This is a genomic window from Hydrogenophaga sp. 2FB (genome assembly GCF_005503365.1).
GTDB lineage: Bacteria > Pseudomonadota > Gammaproteobacteria > Burkholderiales > Burkholderiaceae_C > Hydrogenophaga.
The window spans coordinates 19,058-42,219 of sequence record NZ_SCML01000009.1 but is presented as its reverse complement, the minus strand read 5'-3'; the positions used below and the strand labels follow the sequence as shown (position 1 = coordinate 42,219).

23 protein-coding genes are annotated in these 23,162 nt (G+C 67.1%); 14 read left to right on the top strand and 9 right to left on the bottom strand.

Features of this window, described 5'->3' with window-relative positions:
- Window positions 1-41: 41 nt before the first annotated feature.
- The 3 genes from kdpC to kdpA are packed head-to-tail and all read right to left on the bottom strand — an operon-like array spanning window position 42 to window position 4,460.
- Complete coding sequence (gene kdpC, locus FFS09_RS07515; RefSeq protein ID WP_171019908.1) at window positions 42-686, bottom strand: potassium-transporting ATPase subunit KdpC; 645 nt, start codon at window positions 684-686, stop codon at window positions 42-44.
- Window positions 687-695: 9 nt separating this feature from the next.
- A complete protein-coding gene (gene kdpB, locus FFS09_RS07510) occupies window positions 696-2,720 on the bottom strand; it encodes a potassium-transporting ATPase subunit KdpB (RefSeq protein ID WP_137918252.1) in 2,025 nt (674 codons plus the stop codon).
- 12 nt (window positions 2,721-2,732) lie between these two features.
- Window positions 2,733-4,460, bottom strand: coding sequence for a potassium-transporting ATPase subunit KdpA (kdpA, locus tag FFS09_RS07505; RefSeq protein WP_137918251.1), 1,728 nt, complete (start codon window positions 4,458-4,460; stop codon window positions 2,733-2,735).
- Between the two features lie 134 nt (window positions 4,461-4,594).
- Between kdpA and FFS09_RS07500 the strand changes: the two genes are divergently transcribed.
- The 6 genes from FFS09_RS07500 to FFS09_RS07475 all read left to right on the top strand — a co-directional run bounded on the left by FFS09_RS07500 (window position 4,595) and on the right by FFS09_RS07475 (window position 8,312).
- Window positions 4,595-5,134, top strand: coding sequence for a DM13 domain-containing protein (locus FFS09_RS07500; RefSeq protein ID WP_354595871.1), 540 nt, complete (start codon window positions 4,595-4,597; stop codon window positions 5,132-5,134).
- A gap of 118 nt (window positions 5,135-5,252) precedes the next feature.
- Window positions 5,253-5,873 (top strand): cytochrome b/b6 domain-containing protein, encoded by a 621-nt coding sequence (locus FFS09_RS07495; RefSeq protein ID WP_137918250.1) that lies wholly within the window; start codon window positions 5,253-5,255, stop codon window positions 5,871-5,873.
- Entirely contained in the window at window positions 5,870-6,661 is a 792-nt protein-coding gene (locus FFS09_RS07490; RefSeq protein ID WP_137918249.1) for a molybdopterin-dependent oxidoreductase, read from the top strand. The genes FFS09_RS07495 and FFS09_RS07490 overlap by 4 nt, the downstream gene beginning before the upstream one ends.
- Before the next feature lie 85 nt (window positions 6,662-6,746).
- The gene (locus tag FFS09_RS07485) at window positions 6,747-6,977 is read left to right on the top strand and encodes a pentapeptide MXKDX repeat protein (protein ID WP_137918248.1); all 231 of its coding nucleotides are present in this window, start codon (window positions 6,747-6,749) and stop codon (window positions 6,975-6,977) included.
- Window positions 6,978-7,068: 91 nt separating this feature from the next.
- Window positions 7,069-7,674 carry a sigma-70 family RNA polymerase sigma factor gene (locus FFS09_RS07480; protein WP_137918247.1) on the top strand — a complete coding sequence of 202 codons (606 nt, stop codon included), beginning with the start codon at window positions 7,069-7,071 and terminating at the stop codon, window positions 7,672-7,674.
- On the top strand, window positions 7,671-8,312 hold the full coding sequence (locus tag FFS09_RS07475; RefSeq protein ID WP_137918246.1) for an NrsF family protein: 642 nt from the start codon (window positions 7,671-7,673) through the stop codon (window positions 8,310-8,312). Before FFS09_RS07480 ends, FFS09_RS07475 begins: the two co-directional genes overlap by 4 nt.
- A 27-nt stretch (window positions 8,313-8,339) precedes the next feature.
- Here FFS09_RS07475 and FFS09_RS07470 read toward each other — a convergent pair whose 3' ends face one another.
- Window positions 8,340-9,131, bottom strand: a complete 792-nt coding sequence (locus FFS09_RS07470) for an exodeoxyribonuclease III (protein WP_137918245.1) — start codon at window positions 9,129-9,131, stop codon at window positions 8,340-8,342.
- Between the two features lie 10 nt (window positions 9,132-9,141).
- Here FFS09_RS07470 and pyrE point away from each other — a divergent pair, with 10 nt between their 5' ends.
- Together pyrE and FFS09_RS07460 are read left to right on the top strand one after the other, a co-directional pair.
- A complete protein-coding gene (pyrE, locus tag FFS09_RS07465) occupies window positions 9,142-9,870 on the top strand; it encodes an orotate phosphoribosyltransferase (RefSeq protein ID WP_137918244.1) in 729 nt (242 codons plus the stop codon).
- Window positions 9,871-9,882: 12 nt separating this feature from the next.
- Window positions 9,883-10,578: a DUF4124 domain-containing protein gene (locus tag FFS09_RS07460; protein ID WP_171019907.1), complete on the top strand. Its 696-nt coding sequence runs from the start codon at window positions 9,883-9,885 to the stop codon at window positions 10,576-10,578.
- Between the two features lie 41 nt (window positions 10,579-10,619).
- Here the strand turns inward: FFS09_RS07460 and gatB are convergent, their stop codons facing one another.
- From gatB to gatC, 3 genes are read right to left on the bottom strand one after another with little or no spacing between them, the layout of a single operon-like run.
- Window positions 10,620-12,086, bottom strand: a complete 1,467-nt coding sequence (gene gatB / locus FFS09_RS07455) for an Asp-tRNA(Asn)/Glu-tRNA(Gln) amidotransferase subunit GatB (RefSeq protein ID WP_137918243.1) — start codon at window positions 12,084-12,086, stop codon at window positions 10,620-10,622.
- 1 nt (window position 12,087) lies between these two features.
- Entirely contained in the window at window positions 12,088-13,578 is a 1,491-nt protein-coding gene (gatA, locus tag FFS09_RS07450) for an Asp-tRNA(Asn)/Glu-tRNA(Gln) amidotransferase subunit GatA (protein ID WP_137918242.1), read from the bottom strand.
- A complete protein-coding gene (gene gatC, locus FFS09_RS07445) occupies window positions 13,575-13,874 on the bottom strand; it encodes an Asp-tRNA(Asn)/Glu-tRNA(Gln) amidotransferase subunit GatC (RefSeq protein WP_137918241.1) in 300 nt (99 codons plus the stop codon). Before gatC ends, gatA begins: the two co-directional genes overlap by 4 nt.
- Before the next feature lie 272 nt (window positions 13,875-14,146).
- On the opposite strand from gatC, the gene FFS09_RS07440 reads away from it, so the two are divergent.
- The 4 genes from FFS09_RS07440 (at window position 14,147) to mrdA (ending at window position 18,716) form a co-directional block, all read left to right on the top strand.
- Window positions 14,147-15,190 (top strand): rod shape-determining protein, encoded by a 1,044-nt coding sequence (locus tag FFS09_RS07440; protein WP_137918240.1) that lies wholly within the window; start codon window positions 14,147-14,149, stop codon window positions 15,188-15,190.
- Between the two features lie 72 nt (window positions 15,191-15,262).
- Window positions 15,263-16,210, top strand: a complete 948-nt coding sequence (gene mreC / locus FFS09_RS07435) for a rod shape-determining protein MreC (protein ID WP_137918239.1) — start codon at window positions 15,263-15,265, stop codon at window positions 16,208-16,210.
- Window positions 16,207-16,737 (top strand): rod shape-determining protein MreD, encoded by a 531-nt coding sequence (gene mreD / locus FFS09_RS07430; RefSeq protein WP_137918238.1) that lies wholly within the window; start codon window positions 16,207-16,209, stop codon window positions 16,735-16,737. Before mreC ends, mreD begins: the two co-directional genes overlap by 4 nt.
- 2 nt (window positions 16,738-16,739) lie before the next feature.
- Window positions 16,740-18,716, top strand: a complete 1,977-nt coding sequence (gene mrdA, locus FFS09_RS07425) for a penicillin-binding protein 2 (RefSeq protein ID WP_137918237.1) — start codon at window positions 16,740-16,742, stop codon at window positions 18,714-18,716.
- A 9-nt stretch (window positions 18,717-18,725) separates the two neighbouring features.
- Here mrdA and FFS09_RS07420 read toward each other — a convergent pair whose 3' ends face one another.
- Entirely contained in the window at window positions 18,726-19,487 is a 762-nt protein-coding gene (locus tag FFS09_RS07420; protein ID WP_137918236.1) for a sulfite exporter TauE/SafE family protein, read from the bottom strand.
- Between the two features lie 286 nt (window positions 19,488-19,773).
- On the opposite strand from FFS09_RS07420, the gene FFS09_RS07415 reads away from it, so the two are divergent.
- Window positions 19,774-21,141 (top strand): ammonium transporter, encoded by a 1,368-nt coding sequence (locus FFS09_RS07415; RefSeq protein ID WP_137918235.1) that lies wholly within the window; start codon window positions 19,774-19,776, stop codon window positions 21,139-21,141.
- Window positions 21,142-21,450: a hypothetical protein gene (locus tag FFS09_RS07410; protein WP_137918234.1), complete on the top strand. Its 309-nt coding sequence runs from the start codon at window positions 21,142-21,144 to the stop codon at window positions 21,448-21,450.
- Window positions 21,451-21,453: 3 nt separating this feature from the next.
- Here the strand turns inward: FFS09_RS07410 and FFS09_RS07405 are convergent, their stop codons facing one another.
- The gene (locus FFS09_RS07405; RefSeq protein WP_137918233.1) at window positions 21,454-23,112 is read right to left on the bottom strand and encodes a GMC family oxidoreductase; all 1,659 of its coding nucleotides are present in this window, start codon (window positions 23,110-23,112) and stop codon (window positions 21,454-21,456) included.
- Window positions 23,113-23,162: the final 50 nt, after the last annotated feature.

Sequence of the window (23,162 nt, the reverse complement as noted above, 5' to 3'; positions counted from 1 at the left end):
GTCGCCGGTGGGTGCTCGGCACGCGCATGGGGTTCGCGTCCTTACGGCCTGGCGGGCGCCTTCAGCGCGTCCAGTGCCAGATTGAGGTTCAGCACGTGCACGCGCGGCTGCCCCAGCACGCCCAGCTGCTTGCCGTCGGTGTGCTGCGCCACCAGCCGTTCGACGGCGCTGCGTTCGAGGCTGCGCGCGCGCGCCACCCGATCGACCTGGATCGCCGCGCCGGCCGGGCTGATGTGCGGGTCGATGCCGCTGCCGGACTGGGTATACAAGTCGCCCGGTACCGCCGAGGGCTCCACGCCTTCCCGTTGTGCCACAGCGGCGCGTGCCTCCTCCAGCCGCTGGCGCATGTCGGGGTTGGTGCGCGCCTGGTTGCTGCCGGCCAGGGACATGGTGTTGTAGCCAGCCGCCGAAGGGCGCGACTGGAAATAGGTGTCGCTGACGAAGGGCTGTGCGACCAGTTCGGAGCCAATCACCTTGCCATCGCGCTCGATCACGCTGCCATTGGCGGTTTTGGGAAACAGCGCCTGCCCCACGCCGACGCCAGCGAGCGAATAGAGAAAGCCGAAGCCGGCCAGCGAGAGAACCGTCAGCACGATCGCGCCGCGCCAGAGGCCGCGGTCGACCACCGGGGTGCTCTCCACGTCGGCCTTGCGCGGGGTGGCGGTGAGGGTGGATGTCATGGTCATGGAAATGCCTCAGAGGTTGAACAGGGCCGACAGCACGAGGTCGATCAGCTTGATCGCCACGAATGGCAACAGCACGCCACCCACGCCGTAGACCAGCATGTTGTTGCGCAGCAGGTGGGTGGCGCTGGCCGGCTTGAAACGCACGCCCCGCAGCGCCAGCGGAATCAGCGCCGGGATCACGAGGGCGTTGAAGATCAGCGCCGACAGCACCGCGCTGCTCGGGCTCGACAGGTTCATCACGTTGAGCACGGCCATCGACGGAATCGCTGCCGCAAAGAGCGCCGGCAGGATGGCGAAGTACTTGGACACGTCGTTGGCCAGCGAGAAGGTCGTGAGCGCGCCGCGCGTGATCAATTGCTGCTTGCCGATCTCGACCACCGCGAGCAGCTTGGCCGGGTCGGAGTCCAGGTCGACCATGTTGCCCGCCTCCTTGGCCGCTTGCGTGCCGGAGTTCATCGCCAGGCCCACGTCGGCCTGCGCCAAGGCGGGCGCGTCGTTCGTGCCGTCGCCCACCATGGCGACCATCCGGCCGCCGGCCTGCTCGGCGCGGATGCGCGCGAGCTTGTCTTCGGGTCGGGCCTCGGCGATGTAGTCGTCCACACCCGCGTCGGCGGCGATGGTGGCGGCCGTCAGCTTGTTGTCGCCGGTGATCATGACGGTCTTCACGCCCATCTCTCGCAAGCGCGCGAAGCGCTCCTTGATGCCGTGCTTGATCACGTCCGACAGCTCGATGACCCCCAGCACATGGCGGCCATCGCTGACCACGAGCGGCGTCGCGCCCTTGCGCGCCACGTCCGAGACACGCGCCTCCAGCTCGGCCGGCACGCGGCCGTCCAGGGACTTGACGTGCGCCGCGATGGCATCGAACGCACCTTTGCGGATCACGCGGTCATCGGGCAGGTCCACGCCCGACATGCGCGTCTGCGCGGTGAAGGGCACGAAGTGCGCCTGCTCCGGATCGACGAGCGCCTCGCCCTTCTCGCGCGCGAGCTTGACGATGGACTTCCCTTCCGGCGTGGGATCGGCCAGCGAGGCCAGCATCGCGGCCTGGCGCAGCAGCGTGGCGTCGACGCCCGCCATCGCGTGAAAGGCGGTGGCCTGGCGGTCGCCGTGGGTGATGGTGCCGGTCTTGTCCAGCAGCAGCACGTCCACATCACCCGCCACCTCCACGGCCTTGCCGGACTTGGCCAGCACGTTGGCCTTGAGCGCGCGGTTCATGCCGGCAATGCCGATGGCCGGCAACAGGCCGCCGATGGTGGTCGGGATCAGGCAGACCAGCAAGGCCACCAGCAGGACGACGTTGATCTCGACACCCACGAAGCCGCCGATGAAGGGCAGCGTGACGACCACGATCAGGAAGGTCAGCGTCATGACCGCCAGCACGATGCCCAGCGCGATCTCGTTGGGCGTTTTCTGCCGGTTCGAGCCTTCGACCAGCGCGATCATGCGGTCCAGGAAGCTGTGGCCCGGCTCGGCCGTGACGCGCACGACGATGCGGTCGGACAGCACCTTGGTGCCGCCGATCACGCCCGATCGGTCGGTGCCGGCCTCGCGCAGCACGGGGGCGGATTCGCCCGTGACCGCCGACTCGTTGATGGTGGCCAGGCCCTCGACGATCTCGCCATCGGCGGGGATCAACTGCCCCTCTTCCACCACCACGAGATCGCCGGGCCTGAGTTCCGCCGCGGGCACGGCGTGCTCTTGTCCCGACGGGCTCAGGCGGCGGGCGACAAGGTCCTTGCGCGCGCGGCGCAGCGAGGCGGCCTGGCCGCGGCCGCGCGCCTCGGCCACCGCTTCGGCGAAGTTGGCGAACAGCACCGTGACGAACAGGATGAACGTGACCGCCCAGCCGAAGCCGGCGCTGGTCCAGCCCGCGATCGTCGCCACGGCCGTGACGACAGTGCCCAGCCACACGACAGCCATCACCGGGTTCTGAATGGCGTGCTGCGGAGCGAGTTTCTTGAACGAATCGATGAGCGCGGGCTTCAGGCTGTGGCCCGCACCCGACGACGGATGGGTATGCGTGGTATTTATGGGGGACTCCCTTCAACGGGCCAGCAGATCGGTCAGCAGCAGGTGGTCGGCCACGGGGCCCAGCACCAGCACCGGCATGAACTGCAACAGCGTGAGGATGACGACGATGCCGATCAGCGTCAGGGCGAAGGTCGGCGTTTCAACGTGCAGCGTGCCGGCGCCTTCGGGCGCGCGGCGCTTGGCGGCGAGCATCGCGGCGATGGCCAGCGGGATCACGAGGGCGGGGAAGCGACCCAGCGCGAGCACGATCGCGCAGCTCACGTTCCACCACGTCGTGTTGTCGCCCAGGCCCTCGAAGCCCGAGCCGTTGTTGGCAAAGGCCGAGACGTACTCGTAGAACACCTGGCTGATGGCGTGGAAGCCCGGGTTGGAGTGGCCGCTCAGGCCGGGCACGGCCAGCGTGACGGCCGTGAAGCCCAGGATGACGAGCGGTTGCAGCAGCACCAGCACGGCGAGCAGTTTGACTTCGGGCCCTTCGATCTTGCGGCCGAACAGTTCCGGCGTGCGGCCCGTCATCAGGCCGGCCAGGAACACCGCCAGCATCAGGTAGACGATGAACTGCATCAACCCGCAGCCCACCCCGCCCCAGATGGCGTTGATCAGCATGTTGACCATCGACACCATGCCGGTGAGGGGTGCGGAAGAGTCCAGCATCAGGTTGACCGAACCGTTGTTGACCTGGGTCGTGGCGGATGCCCACAGCGCCGAGGCTTCAACGCCCAGCCGCATCTCCTTGCCCTCCATCAGCGCGATGTCCATGGCGGTGGCGGAATGGCTCTCCGACCACAGGCCGATGCCGGCGGAGATCACCGACATGACCAGCATGGTGCCGAACACCAGGGTGCCGAACTTGCGGCGACCGGTGAACGGCGCGACCATGAAGACGATGGCCACCGGGATGATGGCGATGGCGAACACCTCCAGGAAGTTGGCCAGCGGCGTCGGGTTCTCCAGCGGCACGGTGCTGTTGGGGCCGTACCAGCCACCGCCGTTGCTGCCCAGCTGCTTGATGGCCACCATGGGCGCCACCGGGCCAACGGGAATCTTCTGTTCCTTGAACTCGGCCGTCGCGTCGATCGGCGTGGCCACCGGGCCGGCCTGCAGCGTCGCGGGCACGCCCTGCCAGGTCAGCAGCGCCGAGAACACAAGGCACAGCGGCAGCACGAAGCGCAGTGTGGCGCGGGTCACGTCGACCCAATAGTTGCCGACGTCGACCGTGACTCGGGTGTCCGACGCAGCGCCATCCGGGCCTTGGGCCATGGCCTGGCGGCCGCCGAACAGGCCCCGCAAGGTGGCGGCGACCATGGCCAGGCCCATCACCGGCGTGACCACCTGAAGACCGACGATCCCCGTCATCTGCGACAGGTAGGACAGCTGCGCCTGACCCGCGTAGTGCTGCTGGTTGGTGTTGGTCAGGAACGAGACCATGGTGTGCAGCGCCAGGTCCCAGCCCATGTTGGGAATGCCATCCGGGTTGAGCGGCAACCAGGCCTGGGTCATGAAGATCACCCAGACCACAGTGGCCAGCAACAGGTTGGAGAGCAGGAAGCCGCCGGCATAGCCGCGCCAGCTCATGCCGACGCCGGGGCGTGTGCCCAGCACGGCGTAGATAGGCCGCTCGATCCAGCCGAACAGCACATCGCTGCGCATCGGGTCGCCGCGCATGACGGCAGCCAGGTAGCGCCCGAAGGGCCAGCCGACGGCCACGAGCAGCACGAGGAGAAGAAGAGACTCGACCATGGGTTTTTGTGCGAACGAATGGCGAAATAGCCATGCGGAAAGTGTTCGCCAGAACCCCAAGGCGCGGCATAACTTGTGCGTAAATTCCGAGCGCACGCGGCGCTGGACGCGGCACTGCCGACGCGCCCTGCAGCTTGACCACGCGACCCCACCTCACTAAGGTGGCAGCACCGACGCTGGCCGCCGATCGTTCGCAGACCGCCATGAAGAAAGCGCTGATCCTTTTCGTTTCACACGCCCTGGTGGCGCTGGCCGGCTTCGCCGCGGGCATCTACCTGCTGCCCATCCTCATCGCGCCCACCGCGCCCGACGCCACCGAGGTCGGCGCCCTGGCCGCGAAGGCGCCGTTCAGCGGCCAGTTCCGCCGCGACCTCAAGGGCAGCGATGCGCTGCACTGGGGCGAGGGCACGGTGTCGGTGGGGCCCTCGGCGGTGGCCCTGATGGGACGGCTCGCGCCGGGGCCCGACTACAAGCTCTACCTCGCGCCCAGCTTCGTGCAGGACGAAGCGGAGTTCCACCGCATCAAGGCCGCTTCGCTGCGCGTGGGCGATGTGAAAACCTTCGACAACTTCATCGTCGCGCTGCCACCCGGCGCCAACCCGGCCGACTACAACACGGTCGTGGTGTGGTGCGAAACCTTTCGCGAATTCATCTCGGCGGCGCAATACCGCTGAGGCGCCCAGGCCGAACCCCTGGTCCAAAATAAAAGTGGTCCCGCTGTAACCAGCCGCACCGCCGCACCGAACTTCCATCGCGACCCGGGATGTCCGGGCCGTCAGATCAGGAGTTCACATGATTGGTACGGCAAAACCCCGACCCATCCATCCCTTGTGGATGCGCATCAGCCATTGGCTCAATGCCTTCGCCGTGCTGATCCTGATCGCCAGCGGATGGCGCATCTACAACGCGGCGCCGTTCTTCGGCTTCACCATCCCCAACGACATCACCCTGGGCGGCTGGCTCGCGGGCGCGTTGCAATGGCATTTCGCCGCGATGTGGCTGCTGGTGGCCAACGGTGTGTTCTACCTGCTCATGAACGTGCTCACCGGCAGGCTGCTGCGCAAGTTCTTTCCCCTGTCGCCGCGCGCCATCCTCCAGGATGCGTGGGCCGCCCTGCGAGGCAAGCTCTCGCACGCCGATCCACGCCACTACAACAGCGTGCAACGCCTGGCCTACCTGTTCGTGATGATCGACATCCTGGTGATCGTGCTGTCGGGGCTGGTGCTGTGGAAGTCGGTGCAGTTTCCTGTGCTGCGCGAGTTGCTCGGCGGCTATGAATTTTCGCGGCGCATCCACTTCGTGGGCATGGCGCTCCTGGTCGGGTTCATCGCCGTGCATCTGGTGATGGTCGCCCTGGTGCCACGCACGCTTCTGACGATGCTGAGCGCCCGCGGCAAGGAGACTACCGCATGAACCTGTTCAAACGCCGCGTGTTGCCCCACATCGACGCCGATGCGGTCTTGCTCGACGCACGCAAGCTGCTCGAAAAACGCATGGCCCCGGCGGCCCGTCGCGACTTTTTGCGCACCTCCCTGACGCTGGGTGGCCTGTCGCTGCTGACCGGTTGCAGCATCAGCGACCACGAAGACGTCGAGGCCGTGCTGGGCCACATCTCGCGCTTCAACGACCACGCCCAGGGCTGGTTGTTCGATCCGAACCGGCTGGCGCCCACCTACGGTGAAGCCGAGATCACGCGGCCCTTTCCTTTCAACGCCTACTACGGCGAAGACGAGGTGCGGGTGGTGAAGGAAGACGGCTACCGCCTGGAGGTCACGGGGCTGGTGGCCGACAAGCAGCGCTGGACACTGGACGCGTTGCGCGCGATGCCGCAACAGGAGCAGATCACGCGGCACATCTGCGTGGAGGGTTGGAGCGCGATCGGCCGCTGGGGCGGCGTGCCGTTCGCCCATTTCCTGCGCCGCATCGGCGCGGACCTGAGCGCGAAATACGTCGGCTTCAAGTGCGCCGACGACTACTTCACCAGCATCGACATGGCGACCGCCCTGCACCCGCAAACCCTGCTCGCGCTCACCTGCGACGGCGCGCCCCTGCCGCCGAAGTACGGCTTCCCGATGAAGCTGCGCATGCCCACCAAGCTGGGCTACAAGAACCCGAAAAACATCATGGCGATGTTCGTCACCAACACCTATCCGGGTGGCTACTGGGAAGACCAGGGCTACAACTGGTTCGGCGGGAGTTGAGCAGGTTGTGCTCATCGCCGCAGACGGCGCGACCGTGCCCATTCCGGACCACGGCGCATTTTTTGACCTTACTAGGACGCTCACCATGAACAAGCTCAACACCGCCCTGCTCGCCGCCTGCCTGGCCGCCGCCTCCGTCTCGGCCTTCGCGGCCGACGACATGATGAAGAAGGACGGCATGGCCAAGGACTCGATGTCCAAGGACGCCATGAAGAAGGACCCCATGTCCAAGGACAGCATGGCCAAGGGCGATGCGATGAAAAAGGACGCCATGAAGAAAGACGACATGATGAAAAAGGACGAGATGAAGAAGTAAAGCGGTCAGCCGCTTGCGCCAAGGCCGGTCACGCCGGCCAACTGCAAGCCCCTTCACGGGGTTCAAGGGCCCCGTGTAAGCTGCGGCTCCCATGGAACGACTTTCGTCCAGCAACGATGCGGCGCACGCCCACACCGAACAGACGCTGCGCAGCCTGATGCTCGCCGGCCTGGACGGCGACGCGGCGTCGTACCGCCGTTTCCTTCAGTTGTTGGGCACCCGCTTGCGGTCGTTCTACCGCCGGCGCCTGTCCGGTTGGCCTGATGACGTGGAGGACCTCGTGCAAGACACCCTGCTGGCGATTCACAACCAGCGCCACACCTACCAATCCGACCAGCCGGTGACCGCCTGGGTGCACGCCATCGCGCGCTACAAGACCATCGATCTGCTGCGCGCGCGCCAGGTGCGCGAGGCACTGCACGACCCGTTGGACGACGGCGAGAACGCCTTGTTCGACACCTCGAACAGCGAAGCCGCCGAAGCGCGGCGCGACCTGGACCAGTTGCTCGCCACCCTGCCCGAGCGCCAGCGCCTGCCCATCGAACAGGTCAAGCTGGAAGGGCGCTCGGTGGCCGACGTGGCGCGCGAGACGGGCATGTCCGAATCGGCCGTGAAGATCGGCATCCACCGCGGGCTGAAGGCCTTGGCAGTCCGCATCGCCGCCCTGCCGAAGCCCGGCGCAAAGGTATCCCCATGAAGACCGACGACCTCATCGACCTGTTGGCGAGCGATACCGTGCCGGTGCAGCGCCACGTCGCCGCGCGGCGGCTGGCACTGGGCCTGCTGGTCGCCGTGCCGATCTCGGTGCTCCTCATGGGCACCGTGCTGGGCGTCAACCCGGCGCTCAAGGCGTACCTTGCCCAGCCCATGTTCTGGGTGAAGTTCGGCACGCCATTGCTGATGGCGCTGGTGGCCTTGCCCTTGGTCGCCCGGTTGGGTCGACCCGGCGCCGACACGCGCGTGGCGTGGGCCGCCTGGGTCGTGCCCATCGCCTTTCTCTGGGCGCTCGGGCTGGTGGTGCTCCTGCAGGCCCCGACCAGCGACATGCCCACCCTGGTGCTGAGCCGAACCTGGCGGGTGTGCGCGGAAAACATCGCGGTGTTGTCGCTACCGGTGTTCCTCGCGGCGATCTGGGTGCTGCGGTCCATGGCCCCGGTACGTCCCGCACTGGCTGGCGCTGGCGCGGGGGCGCTGGGCGGTGCGTGTGGCGCGGCGGTTTATGCCATCCATTGCCCCGAACTCGCCGCGCCCTTCATCGCCATCTGGTACGTGCTGGGCATGCTGCTGCCGGTGGTGGCCGGCGCCTTGGTAGGGCCTCGCTTGCTGCGCTGGTAGCGCCGCCGTCCGCGGCGCGTCCCGCCGTCACAACGTGAAGTCGTAGCCGATCGTGATCGGCGCGTGGTCGGAGAACTTCTCGGTCTTGTAGATCGACTCGCTGCGCGCCAGTGCCGCCAGCGCCGGTGTGGCCAGGTGGTAGTCCAGCCGCCACCCCACGTTGTTCGCGTAGGCCTGGCCGCGGTTGCTCCACCACGTGTAGCAGGCGTCGGTGGTGTCGGGTTGCAGGTGGCGGTACACATCGACCATGCCGCCCGCGTCCAGCAGCTTGGTCATCCAGGCGCGCTCGTCGGGCAGGAAACCGCTGTTCTTCTGGTTGCTGCGCCAGTTCTTCAGGTCCTTTTCCTGGTGGGCGATGTTCACGTCACCGCACAGGATGAACTCGCGCCCGTTCTTGAGCCCCTGCAGGTGCGGGTAGAAGTCGGCCAGAAAACGGTACTTGGCTTCCTGCCGCTCCGGGCCGGACGAGCCGCTGGGGAAGTAGACGCTGAGAATGGAGAGCTTGCGCTGGGGCGTGTCGAAGCGCAGTTCGGTGAAGCGGCCCTCGGCATCGAACTCGGTGGAGCCGAAGCCGATCAGCACGTCGCTCGGTTCGTGGCGCGTGTACACCCCGGTGCCCGAGTAGCCCTTCTTCTGTGCGAAATGGAAATGGCCTTTGAGCCCCGCCATTTCCTCGAAGCGGCCCGTCACATCGCTGGCCTGGCATTTCACTTCCTGCACACAAATACAATCGGGCGCGTGTGTGGACAGCCACTTCTCCAACCCTTTCGTGGTGGCGGAGCGAATGCCATTGAGGTTGAGGCTGGTCAATTTGAACAAGGACTTCTCCATGGTGTTGGGTACAAGCGCGGCGCAAGCGGGCGCGCCAGATGAGGATGCTTCTGCTGCGCTGGCGCAGGAGTTCGTGCGGTTTTGCGTCGAAGCCGGCGTGCTGCGCTTTGGCGAATTCAAGACCAAAGCCGGGCGCATGAGCCCGTATTTCTTCAACGCGGGCTTGTTCGACGACGGCGCCAAGCTGGGTCGGCTCGCGCAATTCTATGCAAACGCCCTGGTGGCCAGCGGCATTGAGTTCGACATGATCTTCGGTCCGGCCTACAAGGGCATTCCGCTGGGCGCGGCCGTATCGATCGAACTCGCGCGGCTGGGCCGCAATGTGCCGTTTGCGTACAACCGCAAGGAGGCCAAGGACCACGGCGAGGGCGGCACGCTGGTGGGCGCGCCGCTCAAAGGCCGTGTGCTGATCGTCGACGACGTGATGTCCGCCGGCACCGCGGCACGCGAGTCGATCGCGCTGATCCGCGCCGCCGGTGCCGTGCCGCACGCGATCGCGATCGCGCTGGACCGCCAGGAAAAGGCCACCGAGGTCGGGCCCGACGGGCGCGTGCAGGACGTGGACCACAGCGCCGTGCAGTACGTTCAGCGCGAGCTGGGTATGCAGGTTTGCACGATTGCGAGGCTCGCCGATTTGCTGCAGTATCTGTCCCGACAAACGGGAGGCGAGCACGACGCACACCGCGAACGCGTTCTGGCCTACCGTCAACGCTACGGCGTCGCCTGAACCGCCCCACCCATGCCCAACCACCCGCATCCGCTCTCCTTTCAGCGCCAGCGTCCGGGCATGGCACGTTGTTGTGCACTGCTGCTGGGCGCCGGCCTGTGGAGCACGGCGGCGCAGGCGCAGATCTACAGCTGCGTGGACGCCAAGGGCCGTCGCCTCACGTCGGACCGTCCCATCGTCGAGTGCCTGGACCGGGAACAAAACCAGCTCGGCAAGAGCGGCACCGTCGTCAAGACCATTCCACCGAGCTACACCGCCGACGAGCGCGCGCGGCTTGATGCCCAGCGCAAACTGGAAGCCGAGCAGCAGGCCCGCATTCAGGAAGAAAAGCGGCGCGATCGCGCCCTGCTGATCCGCTACCCCAACCAGGGTGTGCACGACAAGGAACGGGCGGACGCCATAGCGCAGATCGACGAGGTGATCGGCGCGGTGAACAAGCGCGAACTCGCGCTGGTCGCGCAGCGCAAGGACATCAGCACCGAAATGGAGTTCTACAAAGGCGACGTGTCGAAGGCGCCCAACTGGCTCAAGCGCAAGGTGGAAGACAACGAGAAGCAGATGCTGGTGCAGAAACGCTTCCTGGAAGAGCAGGCCCAGGAGAAGCAGCGCGTCAACGCGCGTTTCGACGAAGAACTGGTCAAGCTCAAGCAGCTGTGGGTCGCTGCGGGTGGCCCTCGCGCGGGCAGCAACACCGCCCCACCGCGTTGAGCCTGTGTGGGGCCGATCGCTCGGGCCCCACGTCCGCTTGATCAACCCAGTTTCTGGCGCAACAGGTCGTTCACCTGCTGCGGGTTGGCCTTGCCCTTGCTCGCCTTCATGACCTGACCGACCAGCGCGTTGAACGCCTTCTCTTTGCCGGCGCGGAACTGGGCCACGTTGTCGGCGTTGGCGGCCATCACCTCGTCGATGATTTTTTCCAGCGCGCCGCTGTCGTTCATCTGCTTGAGGCCTTTGGCTTCGATGATGGCGTCGACGTCGCTGCCTTCGCCGGTCCACAGCGCGTCGAAGACCTGCTTGGCCGCGTTGTTCGACACCGTGCCGTCGGCGATGCGCCCGATCAGCGCGGCCAGCTGCGCGGCGTTCACCGGCGCGCTGGCGATATCGCCTTCGTCGGCGTTGAGCCGGCGCGAGACCTCGCCCATGATCCAGTTGCTGATCAGTTTGGCTTGTCCGCTGGCCTTGGCCGCGGTTTCGAAGTAAGCCGCCATCGCGGGGCTCTGCGTGAGCGTGGTCGCGTCGTACTCGGGCAGGCCGTAGTCCGCCACAAGCCGATCGGCCATGGCGCGCGGCAACTCGGGCATGCCCGCCTTCACCTGTTCAACCCAGTCGCGCCCGATCACGAGCGGCGGCAGATCGGGATCGGGAAAGTAGCGGTAGTCGGCCGCATCTTCCTTGGTCCGCATCGCGCGCGTCTCGCCGGTGTCGGGATCGAACAGCACGGTGGCCTGCTGGATCGCGTGGCCGTCTTCGATCTGCTCGATCTGCCAGCGCACCTCGTAGTCGATGGCCTGCTGCATGAACTTGAAGCTGTTCAGGTTCTTGATCTCGCGGCGCGTGCCCAGCGGCGCGCCGGGTTTGCGCACCGACACGTTGGCGTCGCAGCGGAACGAGCCTTCCTGCATGTTGCCGTCGCAGATGCCGATCCAGGTCACGATCTTGTGCAGCTCTTTCGCGTAGGCCACGGCCTCGGCGCTGGAGCGCATGTCGGGCTCGGTCACGATCTCCAGCAGCGGCGTGCCGGCGCGGTTGAGGTCGATGCCGCTCTGGCCCCCACCTCCGAGTGCTGAGTCTTCGTGCAGCGATTTGCCCGCGTCTTCCTCGAGGTGCGCGCGCACGAGGCGCACGGTCTTCTTTTCGTCACCGAGGAAGAACGACACCTCGCCGCCCTGCACCACCGGGATCTCGAACTGGCTGATCTGGTAGCCCTTGGGCAGGTCGGGGTAAAAATAGTTCTTGCGCGCGAACACGCTTTGCTCGGCGATGTGCGAACCGAGCGCCAGGCCCAGGCGGATGGCGAGTTCGACCGCCGCCTTGTTCATCACGGGCAGCGTGCCGGGCAAGGCCAGGTCGACCGCGCTGGCCTGCGTGTTGGGCTCGGCACCGAACGCGGTGGGCGCGCGGCTGAAGATCTTCGATTGTGTGGCGAGCTGGGTATGGGTTTCGAAGCCGATGACGACTTCGTAGCCGCCCACCAGAAGGGATTTGCTGGAGCTCATGTCAATAGCCTTGCGGTGCACGCGTGTGCCAGTCGGTCGCTTGCTGGAAAGCGTGCGCGGCCTGCAGCAGCGGACCTTCCTGGAAATAGTTGCCCACGAGCTGCAGGCCCACGGGCATGCCGCCCGCGCCGAAGCCGGCCGGCACGCTCATGCCGGGCAGGCCGGCGAGGCTGGTGGAGAGGGTGTAGATGTCGGCCAGGTAGTTGGCCACCGGGTCGTTGCTCTTCTCGCCGATCTTCCACGCCACGGTGGGCGCGACGGGGCCAGCGATCAGGTCGCACTGCGCGAACGCGGCCTGGAAGTCCTGCGCGATCAGGCGGCGGATCTTTTGCGCTTGCAGGTAATAGGCGTCGTAGTAACCGTGGCTCAGCACGTAGGTGCCGATCATGATGCGGCGCTGCACCTCGGGGCCGAAGCCTTCGCTGCGCGACTTCTTGTACATGTCGATCAGGTCGTCGTACTTCGCGGCGCGGTGGCCGAACTTCACGCCGTCGAAACGGCTGAGGTTGGAGCTGGCTTCGGCGGGCGCGATGATGTAGTAGACCGGGATGGACAGCTCGGTGCGCGGCAGCGACACGTCGACCAGCGTGGCACCCAGCTTTTCATATTCGGCCAGCGCGGCGCGCACGGTGGCCACCACGTCGGGCGCGCAGCCTTCGCCAAAGAACTCTTTCGGCAAGCCGATGCGCAGGCCCTTGAGTGGTTGCGCTGCGGTGGCGCCTTCGCGGGGTTTGCCCAGCAGCGTGGTGTAGTCCTCGGCCGGGTGGTCCAGGCTGGTGGAATCGCGGTCGATGTCGGGTCCGGCCATGGCGCTCAGGAGCACGGCGCAATCGGTGGCGCTGCGCGCCATCGGGCCCGCCTGGTCCAGGCTCGACGCAAACGCCACCATGCCGTAGCGCGAGCAGCGACCGTAGGTGGGCTTGATGCCGGTGATGCCGCAGAAGCTGGCGGGCTGGCGGATCGAACCACCGGTGTCGGTGCCGGTGACGGCGGGCGCCAGGCGCGCTGCCACGGCCACGGCGGAACCACCCGACGAACCGCCCGGCACGCGGCTGGTGTCCCAGGGGTTGTGCGCCGCGCCATAGGCGGAGTTCTCGTTGCTGCCGCCCATGGCGAACTCGTCGCAGTTGAGCTTGCCCAGCGTGACCGCGCCCTGCGCGGCCAGGCGCTGCACCACGGTCGCGTCGAACGGGCTCTGGTAGCCCTCGATCATTTTCGAGCCAGCGGTGGTGGGAAAGTCCTTGGTGACAAAGATGTCCTTGTGGGCCAGCGGCACGCCCAGGAGCGGGCTGCGCTCGCCGGCGGCAACGCGCGCATCCGCCGCGCGGGCCTGCGCCAGGGTGGTGTCTTCGTTGAAGGACAGGTAGGCGCCGAGCGCGGCGTGCTGCTTCGCGCGCGCCAGCAGGTGCTGCGCGGTTTCAAGGCTGCTGGTTTTCTTGTCGGCGATGGCGGCCGCGAGTTCGGCCACGCCCAGGGTGTGCAACTCGTTCATTCGATCACCTTGGGCACGAGGAACAGGCCGCGTTCGACGGCGGGCGCGCTTTTCTGGTTGGCTTCGCGGTTGTTCGGCTCGCTCGCCACGTCCGGGCGCAGGCGCAGCGAAACGTGGTCGATCACGGCGGTGGGGTGGGCCAGCGGCTCCACGCCGGTGGTGTCCACCGCGTTCATCTGCTCGACGATGTCGAAGAAGCCATTGAGCTGGGCCAGCATGGTTTCGCTGTGCGCCGGTGAAAGCTCCAGGCGCGCCAGGTTGGCGATGCGCCCGATGTCGGACAGGGTCAGGGACATGACAGAAACGGTTCCGGGTGGAAAGAGGGGATGCCGGACAGGCTCGCGATTGCGCCTGAAACGGCTTGTAAACAGCCCAATTGCCCCCTTTTTGCGTGCAGTTGTACACAGGGGATACGTTATTATCCAAGGTTTAGCGGCGCGCCCTGTGCGCCGTTGCGATTTTCGCCCTGGAATCAATCACTTAGAACCAATGCCCGGCCATCCAACCGGCCCCATTCACGGCGACGAGCGCGCGCAGCCGCGCCCGTGCCCCACAGGATCCATGCACCATGTTTGAAGCTTTTCGTCGGCAATTTTCGACCGACCTGGCCATCGACCTCGGCACCGCCAACACCCTCATTTACGTTCGCAACAAGGGCATCGTGCTCGACGAGCCTTCGGTGGTGTCGATCCGCCACGAAGGCGGCCCCCAGGGCAAGAAAACCATCCAGGCGGTCGGCCACGAAGCCAAGGCCATGCTGGGCAAGGTACCGGGCAACATCGAAGCCATCCGTCCCATGAAGGACGGCGTGATCGCCGACTTCACCGTGACCGAGCAGATGCTCAAGCAGTTCATCAAGATGGTGCACCCGCGCTCGATGTTCAAGCCGAGCCCGCGCATCATCATCTGCGTGCCTTGCGGCTCCACCCAGGTCGAGCGCCGCGCCATCCGCGAGTCGGCCCTGGGCGCGGGCGCTTCCGAGGTGTACCTGATCGAAGAGCCGATGGCCGCGGCCATCGGTGCCGGCCTGCCGGTGTCGGACGCTTCGGGCTCCATGGTGGTCGACATCGGCGGCGGCACCACCGAAGTGGGCGTGATCAGCCTGGGCGGCATGGTCTACAAAGGCAGCGTGCGCGTGGGCGGTGACCGTTTCGACGACGCCATCATTGCCTACATCCGCCGCAACTACGGCATGCTGATCGGCGAACCCACCGCCGAAGCGATCAAGAAACAGATCGGCTCGGCCTTCCCGGGCAGCGAAGTCAAGGAAATGGAAGTCAAGGGCCGCAACCTCTCCGAAGGCGTGCCGCGCAGCTTCACCATCTCCAGCAACGAAATCCTGGAAGCGCTGACCGATCCGCTGAACAACATCGTGACCGCCGTGAAGGCGGCGCTCGAGCACACGCCGCCCGAACTGGGCGCCGACATCGCCGAGCGCGGCATGATGCTCACCGGCGGCGGCGCGCTGCTGCGCGACCTGGACCGCCTGCTGGCCGAAGAAACCGGCCTGCCGGTGCTGGTGGCCGAAGAGCCGCTGACCTGCGTGGTGCGCGGTTGCGGCATGGCGCTGGAGCGCATGGAACGCCTGGGCACCATCTTCACCAGCGAATAAGCGCCCGCCGTCGTTCCTCCTCGGCGCGACGGCCCTCTTCCTCCACCACTTCCGAACAGCACCCCGAGCCCCATGCCACTGGGCACCCTGGACCGCACCCCGCCGCCCTTTTTCAAACAGGGGCCGTCGGCACTGTCCAAACTGGTGGTGTTCAGCGCCGTGGCGCTGTTTCTCATGGTGGCCGACCTGCGCTTCAAGCTCACCGACCCGATCCGCACCGCGGTGGCGATGGTGCTCTACCCGGTGCAGTGGACGGTGTTGAAGCCGGTGGAGTTCGCCTCCATGGCCGGGGGGTATTTCACCTCGCTGCACGCGGCGCAAAAGAGCGAGGGCGAGGCCTTGCAGCGCCTCGCGGCGCAGGCCGAGCGCAGCCTGCAGCTCGAACAGATCACCCTGGAAAACCAGCGCCTGCGCGAGCTGCTCGCGATGCGCGAGCGCATCGGCACGCAAGCGGTGGGCGCGCAGGTGCTGTACGACGCGGCCGACCCGTATTCGCGCAAGATCGTGATCGACCGGGGCCAGACGCACGGTATCGAAGCCGGCTCGCCGGTGGTGGATGAAAGCGGCGTGCTGGGCCAGGTGACGCGGGTCTACCCGCTGATGTCCGAAGTGACGCTGCTGATCGACCGCGACCAGGCCATTCCCGTGCTCAACACGCGCACCGGCGTGCGCAGCGTGGCGTATGGCCAGCCCTCGAACAATGGCGATGGCATGGAGCTGCGCTACACCCTGGCCAGCGCCGACATCGCCGAGGGCGACCTGCTGTCCACCAGCGGCGTGGACGGCGTGTACCCGGCTGGCCTGCCGGTGGCGCGCGTCACCTCGGTCGAGCGCCAGGCGGACTCGTCGTTTGCGCGCATCCAGTGCGTGCCGCTGGCGCGCGTGCAAGGCACGCTGCATGTGCTGGTGCTGGCCTCCACCGCCGCCGTGCTGCCGCCTTCGCCGCTGGCCACGCCCGCCGACGCGCCGCGCCCGACGCCGCGCGGCAACCGCCCGGGTGTGAGGAGCACCACGCCATGATCATGCGTCCTGGCCAGCAACTGCTGCTGCCCGCCAACCCCGTCTTCATCTGGTTCAGCCTGTTCGTCGCGCTGGTGTTCAACATGGTGATGAACATGGGCCTGTTCGGCCGCGCCGCCTGGGTGCCCGACATGCTGGCCGTGGTGCTGGTGTTCTGGAGCGTGCACCAGCCGCTGCGCATCGGCGTGGGCGTGGCCTTCGCCTTCGGCCTGGCCATGGACGTGCACCAGGGCGCGCTGCTCGGCCAGCACGCGCTGGCCTACACCGTGCTGGGCTTTCTCGCCATCTCCATGCACCGCCGCCTGCTGTGGTTCGGCGTGCCCAACCAGGCGGTGCAGGTGCTGCCGCTGTTCGTGGCCGCGCACGTGCTCGAGTTGCTCGTTCGCATGGTGGGTGGCGGCAGCTTCCCGGGTATAACGTACCTGTTGGCGCCGCTGATCGAGGCCGCGTTGTGGCCCGTGGTGAGCGTGCTGCTGCTGGTGCCGCAACGCTGCGCGCCGAACCCCGACGACAACAGACCCCTGTAGTCATGACCGAAATCCGCAACGTCGAAGCCGACCTGGCGCAGTTCCGCACCCGGGTGCTGCTGATCGGCCTGGCGGTGGTGTTCGGGTTCGGGTTGATCGCCGCGCGCATGGTGTACCTGCAGGTGGTGCGCCATGACGACTTGCTCGCGCAGGCCGAGAGCAACCGCACCGCGGTGCTGCCGGTGGTGCCCAACCGCGGGCAGATCCTGGACCGCAAGGGCCGCGTGCTGGCCACCAACTACTCGGCCTACACGCTGGAGATCACGCCTTCGCGCGTGGAGGACATGGACGCCACCATCGCCGGCCTGGGCGAGTTGGTGGAGGTCACGCCCCGCGACCAGCGGCGCTTTCGCAAGCTGCTCGAAGAATCGCACCGCTTCGACTCGCTACCGCTGCGCACCCGCCTGACGGACGAAGAAGTCGCGCGCTTCACCGCGCAGCGCTACCGCTTCCCCGGCGTGGACGTGCGCGCGCGCCTGCTGCGCCAATACCCCAATGGCGAGATCGCCAGCCACGTGGTCGGTTACATCGGGCGCATCAACCAGCGCGAAACCGAAGCGATTGCCGATTGGCCGGAAGAAGACCAGGCCAACTACCGCGGCACCGAATACATCGGCAAGCTCGGCGCGGAGCAGAGTTACGAGCGCGAGTTGCACGGCACCACCGGTTTTCAGCGCGTGGAAACCTCGGCCGGTGGCCGCGCGGTCCGCCAGTTGGCCAACACGCCGGCCACGCCGGGCAACGCGGTGGTGCTGTCGATCGACATCCAGCTGCAGAAGCTGGTGGAAGACATGTTCGGCGAGCGGCGCGGCGCGCTGGTGGCGATCGACCCGCGCTCGGGCGAGGTGCTGGCCTTCGTGAGCAAACCCACCTTCGACCCGAACCTGTTCGTCGACGGCATCGACGTGGACAACTGGCGCGCGCTCAACGAGTCGATGGACAAGCCGCTGCTGAACCGGGCCTTGCGCGGTACCTACCCACCGGGTTCCACCTACAAGCCCTTCATGGCGCTGGCCGCGCTCGAAACCGGCTCGCGCAGCGCCAGCATGGTGATGAACGACCCGGGCTTCTGGATGTTCGGCGGCCACCGCTTCCGCAGCCATGGCGACGGGCTGGGCGCGGTCGACATGCGCCGCGCCATCGTCAAGTCCAGCAACACCTATTTCTTCTCGCTGGCCAACGACATGGGCGTGGACACGATGCACGACTTCATGAAGCCGCTGGGCTTCGGGCAGATCACCGGCATCGACCTGCGGGGCGAGGTGCGCGGCGTGCTGCCCAGTCAGGCCTGGAAGCGCAACACCTACAAGCGACCCGAGCAGCAGCGCTGGTACGCGGGCGAAACGATCTCGCTCGGCATCGGCCAGGGCTACAACAACTTCACCATGCTGCAGGTGGCACACGCCATGGCCACGGTGGCCAATGGCGGCATCAAGTACAAGCCGCACCTCACGATGGCGACCGAGAACGTGGTCACGCGCGAACGCGTGCCGTTGCCTGGCCCGCCCCCGGAAAACCTGGGCTACAACCCCGAGAACGTGCGCTTCGTGCTCAACGCCATGCAGGCCGTGACCACCGAAGGCACCTCCACCCGCGTGTTCGCGGGCGCGGGCTACCAGAGCGGCGGCAAGACCGGCACCGCGCAGGCGGTGACCATTGGCCAGAAGGACCGCTACGACGCGCGCCGGCTGGAGGAACACCAGCGCGACCATTCGCTGTACCTCGCCTTCGCGCCGGTCGACGCGCCGCGCGTGGCGCTGGCGGTGATCGTGGAGAACGCCGGCTTCGGCGCGGCGCACGCAGCCCCGATCGCGCGCCGCGTGTTCGACTACCTGCTGATGGACCAGTACCCCAACCCGCAAGACCTGGCCGCGGTGCGCCTGGGCCAGGCGGGTGCGCCCATCGGCACGCCGCTCAAGGCCAGCGAGATGCCTTGGCCTCCGCTCGCCCCGGCCACCGCGGCAGCGGCGGCGCAGTAAGGCGACGCCTCAGGTTCGCAGCCACGCGTCGTACGTGGTTTTCAGGATCAGCGCGCTGACCACGACGATGAAGGCGATGCGCACAAACCCGCTGCCGTGCTTGAGCGCCAGCCGCGTGCCCAGCAGGCTGCCGACCACGTTGGCGACCGCCATCGCCAGCACGAAGTGCCACCACACATGGCCCTTCCAGGCGAACAGCATCAGCGCGGCCAGGTTCGTCGCGGTGTTGATCAGTTTGGCGCTGGCGCTGGCGTGCAGGAAGTCGTAGCCCAGCCAGCGCACGAACAGAAAGACGAAAAAGCTGCCGGTACCGGGGCCGAAGAAGCCATCGTAGAAGCCGATGGTGCCGCCCAGCACCGCCGCGGCCAGCGTTTCGCGGCGGCCGCTGAAGCGCGGCGCATGGTGCTGCCCCAGTTCCTTGCGCGCCAGGGTGTACGCCAGCACCAGCAGCAGAATCACCGGCAAGGCACGCCGCAGAAAGTCGGGCGAGATGATGGTCACCGTCCACGCGCCGGCCATGGAGCCCACAAAGCCCACCGCCGCGGCGGGCAACAGCGCATGCCAGGGCATCTGCACGCGCCGTGCGTACTGCAGCGTGGCGGCCGCCGTGCCCCAGACCGAGGCGCCCTTGTTCACGCCGAACAGCGTGGCCGGGTGGGTGGTGGGAAACATCGCGAACAGCGCCGGCACCATGATGAGACCGCCGCCACCGACGATCGAATCCACAAAACCGGCACACAGGGAGGCGAGCGAGACGAGCAGCAATTCCATGGGCGAGATTGTCGCCGGCCGATCCTGGGCAAAAAAAAGCCGACCCTTGTGGGGTCGGCTTTGAAGAATCGGGCATCTCTGGAGGACGCTGAACCGTTGTTTGTAGTTGGACTGGGTTGTCTCCTCGGTCCCCCGCGGTCACCAGCGCTGGGCGCTGTTGGCGAGTGCGTGCACTGTAGCGAATCGCACCACCCCTGTGCATACGGAGTTTCCCTTGGGCGGGAGAACCCTTGGCACAGGATATGCAGAAGGGTCGGCGTCGTTCGTTGTTCAGACGCAACTCACCATGCACCCACACCACCGCACCCTGCCGTCCCTCGCCATTCCGCTGGCCGCCGCCCTGCTCTGGCCACTGGGCGTTGCAGCCCAGGGCGCCCCCGTCGCCGAGCCCGTGAAGGCGGCGCTCGCCGCGCCCGGACTGGTGGCGGCCAGCGCCCTCCAGGGTGCCGACACCGCCTGGCTCATGGTCAGCACCGCTTTGGTGCTTTTGATGACATTGCCCGGCATCGCCCTGTTTTATGGCGGCATGGTGCGCCGAACGAATGTCATCAACACCATGGCGAGCGTGGTGGGCATCGCGGCGGTGGTCAGCCTGTTGTGGTTTGCGCTGGCGTACTCGCTTGCGTTCACGCCGGGCGGCGCCCTGGGCGGTTTCATTGGTGGAATGGGTCGCATCGGTTTCGCGGGCATGGAGGTGCTGGGCAGCAGCGCGCAGGTGGCCGTGAGCCACATCGCGCCGCACGTGCCGGAATCGGTCTTCGCCATGTTCCAGCTGACCTTCGCCGTCATCACCTGTGCGCTGGTGGTGGGCGCCCTGGTCGAACGCATGCATTTCGGTGCCTTGCTGCTGTTCGCGGGCTTGTGGCTCCTGCTGGTGTACGCGCCGATCGCGCATTGGGTGTGGGAGCCGAGCGGCTGGCTCGCGCAATTGGGTGCGCTCGACTTCGCCGGCGGCGCGGTGGTGCACATCAACGCCGGCGCGGCGGCCCTGGTCTGCGCCTATGCGCTGGGCCCGCGCACGGGCTACGGCAAGGAGCCTTTCGTGCCCTTCAACCTGGGCATCACCATGGCCGGCACGGGTTTGCTGTGGGTCGGCTGGTTTGGTTTCAACGGTGGATCGGCCCTGGCCGCCGACGGGCGTGCCGGTCTGGCGATCCTGGCCACGCACGTGGCCGCCGCGGCGGGCGCGGTGGCCTGGATGGGGGCCGAGTGGCTGGCGCGCAAACGCACGTCGCTGCTGGGCATGTGCTCGGGCATCGTCGGTGGCCTGGTGGCGATCACGCCGGCGGCGGGTTTCGTCACGCCGCGCGGCGCGCTGGTTATCGGTCTGGTCGCCGGCATGGCCTGCTACTGGGGTGCGACCGCGCTCAAGGAACGGTTGGGCGCCGACGACTCGCTGGATGTGTTCGGCGTGCACGGCGTGGGCGGGTTGGTGGGCGCGCTGCTCACCGGCGTGCTCGCCGACCCGGTGATTTCGGGCGCGCAAGGCAGCCTGCTGGCGCAGGCGATCGCCTGTGTGGCCGTGCTGGGCTACAGCCTGGTGATGACGGCGGTGGTGCTGTGGATCACCTCGCGCGTGGTCAGGCTGCGTGTGCGCGAGGGCGATGAGCGCGCGGGGCTCGATGTCTCCTTGCACAACGAGAGCCTGAACTGAATGAGCACGAGCGACACCTTTGCCATCGCCGCCCACCTGCACGTGCTGCTGCGGCGCAAGACCGGCCGCGTGACCGACACCGAATGGATGGCCACCAACAGCGACTACGCACGCGAAATCATCCGGTTCGCGCGAGAAAAAGCCACCACCGAGGAGCTCGCGGAACTGGTGCCCTGGGTCGACAAGCTGGAAGCGGCGATTCCGGAGATGGAGACACCGCGCTCCAAAACGCTGTTTGAAGCAGCGGCCGAAGCGCTGCGCAATGCGTCTTCGGGCGAGGGCAACCGCTACGTCGGGCGCCTGCGCTGAGGATCACTCGCCTTTGAGGATCCAGCTGGCGGCCTTCTCCGCGATCATCAAGGTCGGGCTGTTGGTGTTGCCGCTGGTGATGGTGGGCATCACGCCCGCGTCGACCACGCGCAGACCGGCCACACCGCGCACGCGCAGGTGGCTGTCGACCACGGCCATGGGGTCGTCATCGCGGCCCATCTTCGTCGTGCCCACCGGGTGGAAGATGGTGCTGGCGATGTCGCCGGCCAGGCGCGCGAGTTCATCGTCGCTCTGGTACTGCGGGCCGGGCTTGAGCTCTTCGGGTTGGTACTTGGACAGCGCCGGTTGCGCGACGATCTTGCGTGTCACGCGCAGGCTGTCGGCCGCCACTTGGCGGTCTTCGGGCGTGCTGAGGTAGTTCGGCGCGATCGCGGGCGCGTCCGCGAAGTTCGCGCTGCGGATGTTCACCGTGCCCCGGCTCGTGGGGTTGAGGTTGCAGACGCTGGCGGTGAACGCGGGGAAGGTGTGCAGCGGCTCGCCGAACGCGTCGAGCGAGAGCGGCTGCACGTGGTACTCGAGGTTGGCGTAGGGCTGGGCGGGGTCGCTGCGCGTGAACGCGCCGAGCTGCGAAGGCGCCATGCTCATCGGGCCGCTGCGCTTGAACAAATACTCCAGGCCGATGCGCGCCTTGCCCAGCAGGGACGACGACAGCACGTTGAGCGTGGGCGCGTCTTTCACGGTGTAGACCGCGCGGATCTGCAGGTGGTCTTGCAGGTTCGCACCGACGCCGGGCAGGTCCACCGCCACGTCGATGCCGTGCTGGCGCAGCAGCGCGGCCGGGCCGATGCCCGAGAGCTGCAGGATCTGCGGCGAGCCGATACTGCCCGCGCAGAGCACCACCTCGGCGGTCGCTTCGGCGGTCACATGGGCCGTGCCGTCCCACACCTCGACGCCGGTGCAGCGCAATGCGCCGTCGGCCCCGCGCTCGGTCACCAGGCGCGTCACCTGCGCGCTGTTCCAGAGTTCGAAGTTGGGCCGACCGTAGCAGGTGGGGCGCAGAAACGCGCGCGCGGTGTTCCAGCGCAAGCCGTCCTTCTGGTTCACCTGGAAGTAGCCCACGCCTTCGTTGTCGCCGCGGTTGAAGTCGGCCGTGTGCGGGATGCCGGCCTCTTGCGCTGCGACGGCGAACGCGTCGAGCACGTCCCAGCGCAGGCGCTGTTTCTCCACGCGCCATTCACCGCCGTGGCCGTGGTACGCGCGGAAGTTCGGGTCGCGCAGCGCGGCGTTCTTCTCGTCGCCGAGGTAGTGGTTCTCGTGGCGCTTGAAGTCGGGCAGCGCGTTCTCCCAGCGCCAGGCGTCGTCGCCAGTGAGTTTCGCCCACTGGTCGTAGTCGCGCGACTGGCCGCGCATGTAGATCATGCCGTTGATGCTGGAGCTGCCGCCCAGCGTCTTGCCACGCGGGTAGCGCAGCGAGCGGCCATTGAGCCCGGGTTCGGCTTCGGTCTGGTAGAGCCAGTCGGTGCGCGGGTTGCCGATGCAGTAGAGGTAACCGACCGGGATGTGGATCCAGTGGTAGTCGTCCTTGCGCCCCGCTTCGATGAGCAACACGCGCTTTTGCTTGTTGGCAGAGAGCCGGTTGGCGATCAGGCAGCCGGCGGTGCCGCCACCGATCACGATGTAGTCGAAGCTCGTGTCGCTCATGGATGTTTGTCTCTCGGATCGTTGTAATGCAGCCGGAGCATAGTCCAGGG